Below are 13,442 nucleotides of genomic sequence, written 5' to 3'. Positions count from 1 at the left end.
AATGATCGAGAGGTCCGGGATTGATGTACGGCAAGGCGTTCGCACCGGAATATCAGGGCGAGCTGGGCGCGGCACTGGGCGTGAACTCGTCCTACGAGGAGGTGCTGGCCACGGCGAGCCGGGCGCGCGCCGAGGCGGGCACGGCGCTGGAGCGGGCCCGGGCCGGGCTCGCGGTCGCCGAGGCCAACCGGCGGCTCGGCCGGGTCGCGGCGGCCGGCGACGCCTGGCGGGAGAGCTACCGCAGCGGCCGGAGCGCGGGTGACGCCGGCGCCATGGCCTGGGCGCTGTGGAGCGGCGGCACCCTGGCCCGCCAGTGCGGCACGCTGCCGCTGGCCCGCCGGCTGCTCACGCACGCCGTCGCGCTGGCCGACCAGGGCGGTGACCGCCTCGCGCACGGCTACGCGCTCGCCGGGCTCGCCGAGACCGGCCGCATACAGGGCGATTACGCCGCGGTCGCCGAGCTCCACGAGCAGTTGCTCGCCCAGGCGCGGGAGCACGGCGAGGCCCGGCACACGGTCTGGGCGATGTCCGGCATCGCCCAGATGCACCGCAACACCGGCGAGTACGACAAGGCCCTGGAGCTGTTCGAGGAGTCCGCCCGGATAGCCGAGGAGGGCGATGACGCGCGGGGCCGCGCCTGGTCGCTGCGGGGGATCGCCGATGTGCTGTCCGTGCGGGGCGAGACCGAGCGGGCGCTGGCGCTGCTGTCCGAGGCGGAGGCGGTCTGCCGCCGGATGGACTTGGCCAGCGCGCTCGCCTACAACCACAAGATGCGCGGCAATGTGCTGTACCGGGCGGGCCGTTACGCCGAGGCCCGGGACACCTACACCCTCTCGCTGGGGGAGTTCCGGGCGATGGAGGAGCCGCGCGGGGAGGCGCTGTCCCGGCTGGGGCTGGCCAAGTCCCGCGCCCGGCTCGGTCACGACCTGGACGAGACGCTGGCCGAACTCGCCGTGCTGGAAAAGGAGTTCGCCCGAATAGGGCTGCGCCATGCGGGCGCCATGGTCAGCGCCTTCCGGACAGAGCTGACCGCCCGATCGGCGCCAGGAACTCCCGCTCCTCGGTGCGATGCCACCACGCTCCGGTCTCCCGCAGTTCCCGCCAGGTCGTGAAGCGGTAGCGGAAGACCCGGGCCCGGATCCGGGCCGGCGGCAGGTCGGGGAACGGATTGGTGCGCAGCAGCCGCAGGGTGTCCCGGTCGTTCTCCAGCAGCCGCGCCACGAGCGGTACGAACCAGGACCGCGCGTAGGCCGGGGACAGCGCGGCGAACCACATCAGCCAGTCCAGCCGCAGGTGATACGGCGCGAACTGGCGCGGCACCCGGCGCACGTCGCCCGGCTTGCCGTGGAATTCGTACGCCTGCCAGGTCGTCCCGGGCCCGGTCACCGCGTCCGCCGTGCCCTCGATGACGATCTCCCGGCGCACCCGGGTGATGCTGCCGAAGGCGCCGTAGGAGTTGACCAGGTGCAGTGCCTCGTAGGAGGTGTTCATCATCTGCTGCCGGGTGAGCAGGTTGCGGGCCGGGCGGTAGCTGAGCCAGGCGACGCCGGCGGTGGCGATCAGGACCAGGACCTCGAACCAGAGGGGCGGGGCGGGCAGCGGGGTATCGGGCTGCGCCCACAGGGGTGCGGCGACGGACGCGGCGAGCGCGATGGTCACCCAGTTCAGCCAGGCGAAGTTGCCGGACAGCACCAGCCACAGCTGGGTGACCACCATCGCGGCAGCGGCCCAGCCGGCGATCGGCTGCGGGGTGAACAGCAGGACGGGCAGGGCGAGTTGGGCGAAGTGGTTGGCGGCCACCTCGACCTTGTGCAGGGGTTTGGGCAGATGGTGGAAGAACCAGCTCAGCGGGCCGGGCATCGGCTGGGTCTCGTGGTGGTAGTACAGGCAGGTCAGATCCCGCCAGCAGCGATCACCGCGCATCTTGATCAGGCCGGCACCGAATTCCACCCGGAAGAGCACCCAGCGCAGCAGCCACATGATCAGCACCGGCGGCGCGGTGCCGGCGTTGCCGAGGAACACCGCCAGGCAGCCCGACTCCAGCAGCAGCGATTCCCAGCCGAAGCTGTACCAGGTCTGCCCGACGTTCACGATGGACAGGTACAGCGCCCAGAGCACGGCCCACAGCACCATCGACGCCCAGAGCGGTACGGCGTCCGCGACACCCGCCGCCACCGCCGCCGACAGCACCATTCCGGACCGGCACCAGCCCGCGAAGAAGCGGTCCGAATAGCGCCAGTGGAACACCGACGGTGCCAAGCGGAACGGCACCCGCGCCACGAACTCGGGCACCGGCAGCATCCCGCGCGCCCCCATGAGCGCCCGGAACTGCCGTAGTGCCGCGAGGAACGCGAGCAGATAGAGGACGGCCAGCAGCCGCTGGAAAACCAGCCGGCCGAGCCAGTAACCGGAATCCGAGAACCATGCCACCTGCCCATGGGTAGCACTGCCGCCGCGCACCCGGGAACACTCCGTCCGCGCGGTCACTCGCCAGTCACCCTCCAGCGTACGGATCGGGGCAATTGCAGCAACCGGTGAGCCGTTAGAGTGTGTGATGTGCATCACATTGCGGCGTTGTCGACCCGGTCTCCCAAGGGGGCGCTATTCCCGCCTTCCGGCGACATGACCATCTCGCCGGAAAACGTCGAGCGTGGCGCGGGCGCCGTAGTTACCCTGAGGGTCGACGGACGACCTATCTGGGAGACGCCAACACCATTGGCCCGTCGCGGGAACGCCACAAACCTTGGCCGACTTCCCGCTCTGTGAACAAGGCGCCACCGCGTCGGACCAATACCTCGATGAAGGAGTGCGTGGTGGCTGTGCACAAGGTTCAACCCAAGCAACCCCGGCTGAAGCAGGGGGGCGAGCGACCAGGTCGGATCAAGGAAGTCCGTAACCTCGAAGTCTGGGACCGCTGCGGGCCGGTGCGGCTGGCCGGCTGTGACGACGATCCCGGCGAGCCGCACATCTTCCGCGGCATCGACTGACCGCTCGGACGTCGGCCCTGACCCTTGGGGTAGCACCCTCCAGGGTCGGGGCCGACGCCCGACCAGGATCAGCCCGGATAGAGCCGGCGCTGCGGCACGACCTGCTGGGACTGGCTCGGGCTCGACCACAGCAGCTTCATATGCGCCTCACCGGTCCGCTCCGTGTGGTCGATCCGGATGCGGTGCCGGTGGCCGGCCCGCAAGGTGACCGTGGCCTTGTCCACCTTCGGGCCGTGCGGGGTCGCGCTGTCGATCAGCAGCCTGCCGTCGAGCCACAGCCGCACGGTGTCGTCCGAGACGGTGGTGAGGGTGTACGTCTCGTCGAAGCGCGGCTGGAGAAAGCCGGTCCAGCGGGTGCTGAAGTGATCCGCGGGGATGCCGGGGTCCGGTGAGCCGTCGAAGCGGTACGACATGTTCACCGTCGGATCGACGCCGGTCACCGCGGGTGCGCCGGTGAAGGAGTCGTTCGCCCAGCTCCGCGCGGTCAGCCCGGTACCGGTGCCGGCGGCCGCCTCGGGCGGCGGCTCGATCGTCAGCCGCAGGACGCTCGCCAGCGGATCGGGGGCCGGGCCCGACGGCGTGAGGTCGAAGCCGTCGCCGGCCCGGACCACCGTCACCCGCCGGTCGCTGCCCAGCACCCGGGCCGCGGTGATCCGGAAGGGCGCCCGCGCGGTCAGATGGAGCGCCTCACCGGCCGCGGGCCACGACGTGACCGAGGCGTACAGCTCGTCGCCGCGCCGCGAGACCGCGCCCCACGGCGGTGCGGCGACCAGACCGGTGTGCCCGGCGCCGTACACCGCGGCGCCCTGCCCGTGCGCGGCCAGCCGGCGCCCGGTCTCCCGCAGCCGGTCGACGGACGGCTGCGGGATCCGGCCGAGCCGGTCGGGCCCCACGTTCAGCAGGTAGTTGCCGCCCCGGCTCGCCACGGCCAGCAGATTGCGGACGACGGTCGCCGGCGACTTCCAGTTGCTGTCGTAACGGGCGTACCCCCAATGGTCGTTGAGCGTCATACAGCTCTCCCACAGCTGGCCGTCCACCGGCTCGGCGGGGATCTCCTGCTCCGGCGTGCCGAAGTCCCCGTCGACCACGTCACGCTTGCCGACGCGGTTGTTGACGATCAGGTCCGGCTTCAGACGGTGCAGATACGCCTGCAGCTCGGCGCCGTCCCGGCGGGACCACCGGTTGGTGGGGCGGTCCGCGTCCCACTCACCGTCGAACCACAGCAGCGCCGGGTCGTAATTCTCGATCAGCTCCTTGAGCTGGCCGTACATCCGCTCCTTGTACCGCGGGAAGGTCGCCGGGCCGGCGAAGTCCGGATCGTGCCAGTCCCAGATCGAATAGTAGAAGCCGAGCCTGAGGCCGGCGGCGTCGGCGGCCCGCTTCAGCTCGGCGAGGATGTCGCGGCGCCGGTCGAACGCGGAGTGGTCCCGCAGGTTCCAGGTGTTCTGCCGGGTCGGCCACATCGCATAGCCGTCATGGTGCTTGGCGGTGATGACGACATAGCGCTGCCCGGCCTCCTTGGCGGCCCGGACGATCGCCTCGGCGTCGAAACCGGACGGGTCGAAGGTGGCGGCCTGCTTCTCGTACTCCGCCCGCGGAATGCCGCACTCGCGCTCGATCCACTCCGCGTTGCGGCAGACCGTGCCGTCCGGCCGCCGGTACTCGCCCTCCAGGTTCGAGTACGCGCCGAAGTGGATGAACATCCCGAAGCGGTCCGTGCGCCACCACGCGGTGCGCGGCGCGGTGAACGGGTCGTCGGTCGCATGGTTGGTGCCGGGCCCCTCGGCGGGCCGCGGCGAACGCGCGGCGGCGGGCCCCGAGCCGCCCGCCGCCAGCAGCAGCGCAGCCAGCGCCACCACGACTCCCCATCCCCGGAACGGTCTCGTGCGGCTGTGCATCGCTCGCTCCCTCGGGTCGGATGGTCCCGTCGGTGAACCGGGCGCGCGCCTCCCGTGTCCTCCCGCATGGTGCAGGCCCGGCCCCCCGACCGGAACCCCCGGGACACGACAAACATCGGACAGACATCGGAGCATCTGGGGGAAGTTGGCGATGGTGAGGGCGCCGAGCGGGGTGTGCGGGCACATTGATCGGAGCAAAGTGGCCGTCGTCGGTTGGCCGAGATGCATACGGTCGGGCTTTCCTCCGGACCGCTCGGACGCACCGTGACCTGGTGGACCGGCGCGGTTGGCTGTTCAATGAGCCGCCCGGCCGCAGCCACTGGAGGTCCCATGGAAGCCGTCGCCCCGCACGCCGCCGGCGCCCCCGCCATCCGCTGCGCCGGGCAGGAGCGCGGCTACCCCGAGTTCACCGACCGCGCGGCGCGGATCGCCAGCGGCTTACGCGCCGCGGGAGTCCACCCGGGCGACCGGATCGCCGTGGTCCTCCGCAACGAGCCCGCACATCTGGAGATCACCGCCGGCGCCGCCCTGCTCGGCGCCTGTGCGGTCCCGGTCAACTGGCACTTCCGCCACGACGACCTGCGGCACGTCCTCACCGACAGTGGCAGCAAGCTGGTCTTCGTCCACACCGACCTGCTGGACCAGGTGGCCGCCGTGCTGCCGGCGGGCGCCCGCCTCGTCGAGGTCGCGGTACCCACCGGGGTGGCGGCCGCCTGCGGCACCGCCGCACCCCCGCCCACCGGCGCGCACCCGCTGCTCGACGACTGGCTGGCCGGCCACGAGCCGCTCGACCGGCCCGCCGCGGAACGCCCGCCCACCGTCATCTACAGCTCCGGAACCACCGGGCGCCCCAAAGGAGTTCTGCGCGCCCCCGTCGCACCGGACCGGCTCGACCTTGCCGTGGAGCGGTTCCTGGAGTACTTCGCGGTGGCCCCCGGCGGCCGTACGCTGATCCCCGCGCCGCTCTACCACGCGTCCCCCAGCCAGCACGCCGTCCTCGCGCTCGCCGCCGGCCTCGACATCACCCTGATGCCGCGCTTCGACGCCGAGGAGTTCCTGCGCCTCATCGAGCGGCACCGCATCGAGCAGGTCCAGGTCGTACCCACGATGTTCGTACGGCTGCTGAGGCTCCCCAAGGACGTCCGCGAGCGCTACGACCTGTCGTCGCTCACCTCCGTGGTGCACGCCGCCGCGCCCTGTCCACCGCATGTGAAACACGCCATGATCGACTGGCTGGGGCCGGTCCTCCGGGAGTACTACGGCGGCAGCGAGACCGGCGCGGTGACGTGGTGCGACAGCGCGGAGTGGCTGGCCCACCCCGGCACCGTCGGCCGGGCGAGCGGGACCGGCGAGGTCGCCGTCCTCGGCCCTGACGGGCAGCCGCTGCCGACCGGCGCCACCGGTGACGTCTACCTCAAACCGTCCGAGGACTGGCCGCAGTTCACCTACCTCGGCGACCCCGCCAAACGCGCCGCCATGGAGGCGCCGGGCCTGCCCGGATACGTCACCATCGGCGACATCGGCCATCTCGACGCGGACGGCTACCTCTACCTCAGCGACCGCCGCAACGACATGGTCATCTCCGGCGGCGTCAACATCTACCCCGCGGAGATCGAGGCCGCACTGCTGGCCCTGGACGGGGTGCGCGACGCCGCGGTGTTCGGCATCCCCGACGAGGAGTTCGGCGAGGTCCTCGCCGCGCACCTGGAGACCGAACCCGGCGTACGCCTCACCGCCGAAGAGGTACGCGGCCACGTCGCCGAGCGGCTCGCCGGCTACAAGGTCCCGCGGGCCGTCGTCTTCGAGCAGCGGCTCCCGCGCGACGAGTCCGGCAAGCTCTTCAAACGACGGCTGCGGGACCCGTACTGGGCGGAGCGCGGGGGAGCGATCTGAGGAACCACCGGCACCTCTCAACTGGTCGCTCGGACCGTGGAGTTGGCGATGGTGACGTCCTCGCGCCGTCCTCACGTGACGGGCCGGGGGACGTCCCACAGATGACCCCAGAGGTAATCGACCCTATGGCGGTGGCCTGGAAACGTGGACGGCGTCGCCCACCGCAGCCCCCCCGGAAAGGCAGTCCCATGAGCGCCTTCGCCATCGCCCACCTCCGCCGCACCGCCCCGCACCCGGAGATCGCCGAGTACCTGGACCGGATCCAGCCGACCCTGGACCCCTTCGGCGGACGGTTCCGGGTGCACAACGCGCAGGTCGAGGTGCGCGAGGGCGAGTGGCCGGGCTTCGTCGTCGTCATCGAATTCCCCGGCATCGACGAGGCCCGGGCCTGGTACGACTCTCCCGCGTACCAGGAGATCCTGCCGCTGCGCACCCGGCACATCGAGGGCGACTGCGTCCTGGTGCCCGGAGTCGGCGCCGACTACGACGTCTCCGGGACCGCCGCCGAGAGGAGGGCGGCCGCCGCCTGACGGGATCTTGCTGCATCGGCAAGGTCCCGGCGCCGGTGATCTCCACGTCGGCAACGTCCCCGCGTCGTAACGGTCCGTCGGAAACGTCCCGTCCCGCACCGTCCCGGCACGCCCTCCCGCTAGAGTCGACTGCGACGGTCAGCCGCAACAGCGCTGGTGAAACCGCTTCCACAGGGTTCCGGGGGCCGCCGCCCCGGGGGGAGGACGAAGAGTCGACATGAGCCGCCGTTCCCATGGATTAATGGCCGTCTGGGCCGAGGCGCAGCGCCAGCAGCAGCGCCGGGAGGAAGCCCAGCGCCGCGCGTACGCCCAGGCGCAGCGCGACCAGGAACGGCAGGCCCGCGACGCCGAACGGGCCATGGCGCGGCTGCACCGGGAACGCCAGGCCGCCTACCGGCAGCAACGCGAGGCGGACGCCCGCCGCCGGACCGAGGAACTGGACGCGCGGGTCGCCGCGCTCACCGGCCTGCTCGCCGACGGCTGCCGGGCCCCGGCCTTCACCGCCGCCGCGCTGCTGCGCCCCGAGCGCATCGAGGAGTTCGCACCGGGCGCCCTCGCCACCCCCGTACCGATGCCGGATCCGGCCCGCTATCAGGCGTCCACCGGCAGTCGGCACCTGGGCGCGGCCCGCCGCGACCGCGCCCAGGAGGAGGCCCGCGCCCGCTACGAACAGGACTGGTACGCCGCCCAGGCCGCCGAACACCAGCGGCAGAACCAACTCGCGGCCTACCGGCGGCAGTACGACCAGTGGGCCGCCGGTGCGCTGGCCGAGATCCGGCAGCACAACGCCGGCATAGCGGAGCTGCTGACCGGGCTGCGCAACGGCGATGCCGAGGCCGCCGTCGAGTACTTCTCCGCCGCGCTCTACGCCTCCACCGCCTGGCCGGAGGGGTTCCCCCGCCGCGTCACCGCCGCCTACGAGCCGACCACCCGCCAGCTCGTCCTGGACTGGGAACTGCCCGGCTACGCCGTCGTCCCGGAGACCAAGGCCGTCCGCTACCAGGCCACCACCGACCAGGAGAAGGAGACCGCCCGGCCGGCCGCCCAGCGCCGGGCGCTCTACCGCGACGTCCTGGCCCAGAGCATGCTGCTGGTCCTGCGGGACCTCTTCGCCGCCGACACCTACGGTGCGCTGGACTCGGTGGCGCTCAACGGCTTCGTGGACGACGTCGACCCGGCGACCGGCCGCCCCGCGCAGGTGTACCTCGCCACTGTCATGGCCCCGCGCGGCGCCTTCGACGCCCTCCATCTCGACCGGGTCAGCGCGGTGGAGTGCCTGACCGACGGCCTGCGCGGACAGCTCGCCGCCCGACCGGACCAGCGCACGGCGGTACGGCCCGGACGGCTGCCGGGCGACGCCGGCGGTGCGGGCACGGTCGTCTCGCACGGCGGCGAGACCGAACCGGACCTCTACGAGATGGACCCGATCGCCTTCGAGAACCTGATCGCGGAACTGTTCCGAGCGATGGGCATGCAGGCCGTCACCACCCAGCGGTCCGGCGACGGCGGGGTGGACGTGGACGCGCTGGACCCCGACCCGATCCGCGGCGGCAAGATCGTCGTGCAGGTCAAGCGCTACCGCAACACCGTCCCGCCCACCGCGGTCCGCGACCTGTACGGCACCGTCCAGGCCGAAGGCGCCAACAAGGGCGTGCTGGTGACCACCTCCCGCTTCGGCCCCGGCGCGCACACCTTCGCCAACGGCAAACCGCTCAGCCTGATCGCCGGCCCCGAACTCGTCGACCTGCTCGGCCGCTACGGTCTCAGCGGCCGCCTCGGCACGCCCGCCCCCGGCCCCGATACCGCCCCCGACACCTCCTCCGGGACGCCGGAGCACAACATCCTCGGCATGACCTGGTCCGGGGACGTGGCCCTCGACGTCTGCGCCCTGGTCTGCAAGGGGACCACCGTGCTCAGCGACGACCACTTCGTCTTCTACAACAACCCGCGCACGCCGGACGGTTCGGTACGGATGCTGCCCGGCACCGCCCCCGACCGGGCCGCCGTGCAGGTGCACTTCGAGGGACTCCCACCGGACGCCGACCGGCTGGTCCTGGTCGCCGCCATCGACCCCCAGACCAACCCGGACGCCGACCTCTCCGGCTTCACCGACGCCCGGATCCGGCTGCTGGACGCCGCGGGGGAGGAGCAGGGCCGGCTGACGGTCTCCGACGGGCGACCCGGAGAGACCGCACTTGTCCTCGGCTCCTTCCGCCAACGCCCCGGCGGCGACTGGGACTTCGTCATCGGCGGAAAGGGCTACCCCGGCGGCCTCACGGCCCTGGTACAGGAGTACGGCATCGAGGTCGCCTGACCGGGGGCGTGTCGGTGCCCTCGTAAGCGGCCCTCCCGCACGAGAGATCCCGCCCCGACCGAACCGGCCGGACCGTGCGGCCGGGCCCCCGGACCCGGACTGTCGGGCGGCCAGGGGTACTAGTCAGCTAGCTCTGCCACAACCGGGTGAGCACGGCGTTTACCTCATCGGGCCGCTCCTGGTGCGGGGCGTGCGAGGCGCCGCTCACCTGGACGTGGCGGGCGCCGATCGCCTCGGCGAGGTACTCCCCGCAGGCCGCCAGCGCCGCGCCGATGAACTCCCGGTATTCCGGATGCGCTGTCTCCCAGGTGCCATTGATGACGACCTTGGGCAGCGCGGCCGCGGCCAACCGTCCGAGCGGCAACGCCGCGTCCCACACCGGCCGTTCACGCATCGCCGACCGCACCGCACGCAGCATCCGCGGGGTCGGCTCCGGCGCGGGCAGCCCGTACGGCTCGGTGGAAGCCCGCAGATACACCTCCGGGTCCATCCGGGCGGCGTCGAACGCACCGAACGCCTCCCGGATCCGCCGGACCGCGGCCGCCACGGTGGGATGCCCGGCCGCGGTCCGAAGCGGGCTCGGCTCGATGAGGGTGAGTGACTGCACCGCCTCCGGGCGCACCGACGCGGCCAGCATCACGGCGGCCGCGCCGTACGAATGTCCCACGAGGTGCGCACCATGCCCGAGGAATTGGAGGATGTCCTCGGCGTCCGTCTCGTAGTCGCTACGGGCGATGTCCGGGCTGTCACCGAACCCGCGACGGTCGACCACTTCCAGCCGGAACATCTCGGCCAACGGCCGCTGCCCGGCGAAACATTCCGTCCCCCAGGTCATGGTGCCGTGCACCAGCAGCACCCGCGGCGCCCCGGGCGTCGCCTCGTCCCATACCGTCACATGAACCGGTTCCCGCTCCCCAAGTGTGCTCATACTCCCGACCCTACGTATCCGTCTGTCCCGCGGCTCCGCTGCGCTTTGCGGCGCCGCGTACGTAGTTGTCTGCGGCGCCGCGGGTGTTGGTCGCCGTTGCGCCTGCGGCGGGCTGGGTGGGTGTCGGGTGCGGTGACGGACCTCCGGGGCCTTCTTCATGGACTGCTGTCGCTTTACGTCCATGAAGAAGGCCCCTCCGGCCCGTCCCCTCCCGTTGGGGGATGGGAATGCGGTGGGTGGGGGCGGGCGTTGGGGATACAAGGGGCCATTGGGACCCGTAGGGGACGGTCGAACAGATCCCGTAGGGGATGCGAGTGCCCCTTGCAGGGCCTCAACTCACGGGCCGGGGGAGGTATTCCCGACTTCGCCCATCTGAGGTACCGCCGCACGACGACGCCTGCCCCCACCGGCCTCTCACCCCCCACTCACGGGAGGGGACAGACCGGAGGACGAAGTCTGTAGGGCTGTCACCGCACCCGACACACAAACGCCCGCCGCCAGGCGCAACGGCGAGAAGCAACCATGGCGGGACGGTGAGCAACGTACGCGGCGCCGCAAAGCGCGCAACGGCGAGCGAGCTCCGCGTCGGGACGGACAGCTACGTGGGGGGCGCCGCAAAGCGGGCACGGCGAGCCAGCCCCGCGGCGGGACAGGCGGCTACGTGGGAGGCACCGCAAAGCGCAGCGCCCCGCGGCGGGACAGGCGGCTAGGTGGGAGGCGACGCAAAGCGCAGCGCCCCGCGGCGGGACAGCCAGGTACGTGGGAGGCACCGCAAAGCGCAGCGGAACGCGTGATATTTGTCGGGTATGGGCACATATAGGAGGTATTGGGCGGCGGCGGGCCGACGATGCATGGTTGGCGTGCTGGCCGTTGTGGTGGTCGCAGGGTGTGGGGGTGGGCGCCCGGTGGCAAGGCCCAGCCCCGGTGGGGAGGCGTCGGGCGCTCGGTCGCGGACGGGCACGGAAGCCCGTCCGCCTGCGCACGGGCGGGCGCCGGTTGCCGAGCCCGCGGCCCGGCGGCCGTTCACGCTCGTCGCCGCGGGGGACGTGATCCCGACCCACCCCGAAGTGCTCGACACCGCGCAGGACGACGCGCCCCTGGACGGCTACGGCTATGACTTCCGGCCGATACTCAAGGGTGTGGCCCCCGTCGTCTCCGGGGCCGATGTGGCGCTGTGTCATCTGGACGCGCCGCTCGGCCCGCTCGACGGACCGTTCAGCGGGTATCCGCTCCTCCAGTCGCCGCCGCAGATCGCCACCGCGCTCAAGGCGGTCGGTTACGACTCCTGCGGGACCGCGTCGAATCACATGCTTGACCAGGGGATTCCAGGGGTTCGACGGACCCTGGATGCGTTGGACACGGTCGGGCTGCGGCATGCCGGCGCGGCCCGGGATGACGCAGAGGCCGCCCGGACGGCGCTGCTACGGGCCCCCGGTGGGGCGCGGGTCGCCCATCTGTCGTACACCGACGGCATCGAGGGCGGCGGCCCGCCGGACGATGCGCCCTGGGCCGTGAACCTGCTCGACGAGGAGAAGATCATCGAGGATGCCCGGGCGGCCCGCCGGGCCGGTGCGGACGTCGTGGTGGTCAGTCCCGCCTGGGGCACCGAGTACCGGACCGCCCCGGACGAGGAGCAGCTCGCCCTGGCCCGGGCGCTCACCGCCGCCGAGACCGACGGCCGGCCCGACATCGACCTGATCGTCGGCACCCACGCACACACCCCGCAGCCGTACGAGAAGGTCAACGGCACCTGGGTCGTCTACGGACTCGGCGACCAGCTCTCCGGTGCGATGAGGCAGCCGCGCGGCAACTGGGGCACCCTTGCCCGCTTCCGTTTCGCGCCGCCCGAGCGGCCCGGCGGGCGCTGGCGGGTCACCGAGGCCGCCTACGTCCCCCAGCTCGCCGAGCAGGGCACCCGGGTGCGGGTGCGGAACCTCGCACGGGCCGGTGCGCACCGCGACGTCCGGGACCGGATCGGCGCGGCGGTGCTGAGCCGGGGCGCCGCGGAGGACGGGCTGACGATGGGGCGGTGAGGCCGCCCCGCCCCGGTGTGAAACCCTGGTCCCCTGACCGTCGTCGGCAGGCTCAGGGAAGGGACCGGAGGGCAGTGAGCGAGAGTGCGGCCGTCCGCGCCCGTAACCCCCGCGGGCAGGGCGAGCGTCTGCGGGAGGAACTGCTGCGGGCCACCGAGCGGCTCCTGGAGGAGGTCGGCAGCGAGGACGCGCTGTCACTGCGGGCGGTCGCCCGGGAAGCCGGCGTCGCCGCACCGAGCATCTACCGGCACTTCTCCGACAAGACAGAGCTGGTCTGGGCGACCCTGGAGGTCAGCTACGAGCGGCTGGCGGCGGCGATGGCCGAGGCCGCCGCACGGGCCGCCGGGGACGACCCGGTCGCGCGGCTGCGCGCCCAGCTGCGGGCGTACTGCCGTTACGCCGTCGCCCACCCGGCCACCTACCGCCTGCTGTACGAGACCCGGCAGACCCCGGTCGGCCCCGAGCGGCTGGCCGGCCACCCCGCCGGGCTGCTGGTGCGCAGCTGGCAGCGGGCGCTGACCGCCTGTGAGGACGCCGGCTGGCGGGTGCGGGGTGCGCGTTCCGAGGCGCCGTACGTGCTGTGGTCGGCGGTGCACGGCCGGGTGATGCTCTGGCAGGTCATGCCGAGCCGCAAGGACACCCGCCGGCTGGACCGTTTCGTCGACGAGATGCTGCAGTTGTTGCTGGAGCGCTGAGCGCCCATGTCCGGAGCGGCTGTACCGCCGTCCTGCTCGTACCGCCCGTCCTGCTCGTACCGCCCGTACCGGCGGTAGCTGTCGTACCGGCTGTGCCGGCTGTTGTTCCGGCTTCTCCCTGCGCCTCTCTGTCGCCTGAGGTGTAGTCATACCTCCTCCCTCCC

General features: G+C 72.4%; 10 protein-coding genes. 7 read left to right on the top strand and 3 right to left on the bottom strand.

Annotation, left to right across the window (positions count from 1 at the left end; translation table 11 throughout):
* The first annotated feature begins 23 nt into the window (after positions 1-23).
* The gene (locus ACGF4C_RS18650; RefSeq protein ID WP_393567500.1) at positions 24-1,112 is read left to right on the top strand and encodes a tetratricopeptide repeat protein; all 1,089 of its coding nucleotides are present in this window, start codon (positions 24-26) and stop codon (positions 1,110-1,112) included.
* Here ACGF4C_RS18650 and ACGF4C_RS18645 read toward each other — a convergent pair.
* Complete coding sequence (locus ACGF4C_RS18645; RefSeq protein WP_393567499.1) at positions 1,006-2,430, bottom strand: lipase maturation factor family protein; 1,425 nt, start codon at positions 2,428-2,430, stop codon at positions 1,006-1,008. The two genes, ACGF4C_RS18650 and ACGF4C_RS18645, sit on opposite strands and share 107 nt — an antisense overlap.
* 383 nt (positions 2,431-2,813) lie before the next feature.
* Here ACGF4C_RS18645 and ACGF4C_RS18640 point away from each other — a divergent pair, with 383 nt between their 5' ends.
* Positions 2,814-2,987, top strand: a complete 174-nt coding sequence (locus tag ACGF4C_RS18640) for a hypothetical protein (RefSeq protein ID WP_158744962.1) — start codon at positions 2,814-2,816, stop codon at positions 2,985-2,987.
* Between the two features lie 68 nt (positions 2,988-3,055).
* Here ACGF4C_RS18640 and ACGF4C_RS18635 read toward each other — a convergent pair whose 3' ends face one another.
* Positions 3,056-4,885: an alpha-L-fucosidase gene (locus ACGF4C_RS18635; protein WP_393567496.1), complete on the bottom strand. Its 1,830-nt coding sequence runs from the start codon at positions 4,883-4,885 to the stop codon at positions 3,056-3,058.
* Positions 4,886-5,215: 330 nt separating this feature from the next.
* Between ACGF4C_RS18635 and ACGF4C_RS18630 the strand changes: the two genes are divergently transcribed.
* The 3 genes from ACGF4C_RS18630 to ACGF4C_RS18620 all read left to right on the top strand — a co-directional run bounded on the left by ACGF4C_RS18630 (position 5,216) and on the right by ACGF4C_RS18620 (position 9,622).
* Complete coding sequence (locus ACGF4C_RS18630) at positions 5,216-6,778, top strand: AMP-binding protein (protein WP_393567494.1); 1,563 nt, start codon at positions 5,216-5,218, stop codon at positions 6,776-6,778.
* Between the two features lie 188 nt (positions 6,779-6,966).
* Positions 6,967-7,308: a DUF1330 domain-containing protein gene (locus ACGF4C_RS18625; RefSeq protein ID WP_393567492.1), complete on the top strand. Its 342-nt coding sequence runs from the start codon at positions 6,967-6,969 to the stop codon at positions 7,306-7,308.
* A gap of 241 nt (positions 7,309-7,549) precedes the next feature.
* Positions 7,550-9,622: a restriction endonuclease gene (locus tag ACGF4C_RS18620; RefSeq protein ID WP_393567490.1), complete on the top strand. Its 2,073-nt coding sequence runs from the start codon at positions 7,550-7,552 to the stop codon at positions 9,620-9,622.
* Positions 9,623-9,749: 127 nt separating this feature from the next.
* On the opposite strand, the gene ACGF4C_RS18615 is transcribed toward ACGF4C_RS18620, so the two are convergent.
* Positions 9,750-10,550 carry an alpha/beta fold hydrolase gene (locus ACGF4C_RS18615; protein WP_393567488.1) on the bottom strand — a complete coding sequence of 267 codons (801 nt, stop codon included), beginning with the start codon at positions 10,548-10,550 and terminating at the stop codon, positions 9,750-9,752.
* An 806-nt stretch (positions 10,551-11,356) separates the two neighbouring features.
* On the opposite strand from ACGF4C_RS18615, the gene ACGF4C_RS18610 reads away from it, so the two are divergent.
* Positions 11,357-12,583 (top strand): CapA family protein, encoded by a 1,227-nt coding sequence (locus tag ACGF4C_RS18610; RefSeq protein ID WP_393567486.1) that lies wholly within the window; start codon positions 11,357-11,359, stop codon positions 12,581-12,583.
* A gap of 74 nt (positions 12,584-12,657) precedes the next feature.
* On the top strand, positions 12,658-13,278 hold the full coding sequence (locus ACGF4C_RS18605) for a TetR/AcrR family transcriptional regulator (protein WP_393567484.1): 621 nt from the start codon (positions 12,658-12,660) through the stop codon (positions 13,276-13,278).
* Positions 13,279-13,442 lie beyond the last annotated feature (164 nt).

Source organism: Streptomyces sp. NPDC048197 (assembly GCF_043202395.1).
In the GTDB taxonomy this organism is placed as follows: Bacteria; Actinomycetota; Actinomycetes; order Streptomycetales; family Streptomycetaceae; genus Streptomyces; species Streptomyces siderophoricus.
The sequence above is the reverse complement of the archived record's forward strand: the minus strand, read 5'-3'. Positions and strand labels throughout refer to the sequence as shown.

Bases quoted from the DNA above. Each gene is read 5' to 3' on its own strand.
- ACGF4C_RS18650 (WP_393567500.1), top strand. From the start codon at position 24: ATGTACGGCAAGGCGTTCGCACCGGAATATCAGGGCGAGCTGGGCGCG.
- ACGF4C_RS18635 (WP_393567496.1), bottom strand. From the start codon at position 4,885: ATGCACAGCCGCACGAGACCGTTCCGGGGATGGGGAGTCGTGGTGGCG.
- ACGF4C_RS18630 (WP_393567494.1), top strand. From the start codon at position 5,216: ATGGAAGCCGTCGCCCCGCACGCCGCCGGCGCCCCCGCCATCCGCTGC.
- ACGF4C_RS18625 (WP_393567492.1), top strand. From the start codon at position 6,967: ATGAGCGCCTTCGCCATCGCCCACCTCCGCCGCACCGCCCCGCACCCG.
- ACGF4C_RS18620 (WP_393567490.1), top strand. From the start codon at position 7,550: ATGGCCGTCTGGGCCGAGGCGCAGCGCCAGCAGCAGCGCCGGGAGGAA.
- ACGF4C_RS18615 (WP_393567488.1), bottom strand. From the start codon at position 10,550: ATGAGCACACTTGGGGAGCGGGAACCGGTTCATGTGACGGTATGGGAC.
- ACGF4C_RS18610 (WP_393567486.1), top strand. From the start codon at position 11,357: ATGGGCACATATAGGAGGTATTGGGCGGCGGCGGGCCGACGATGCATG.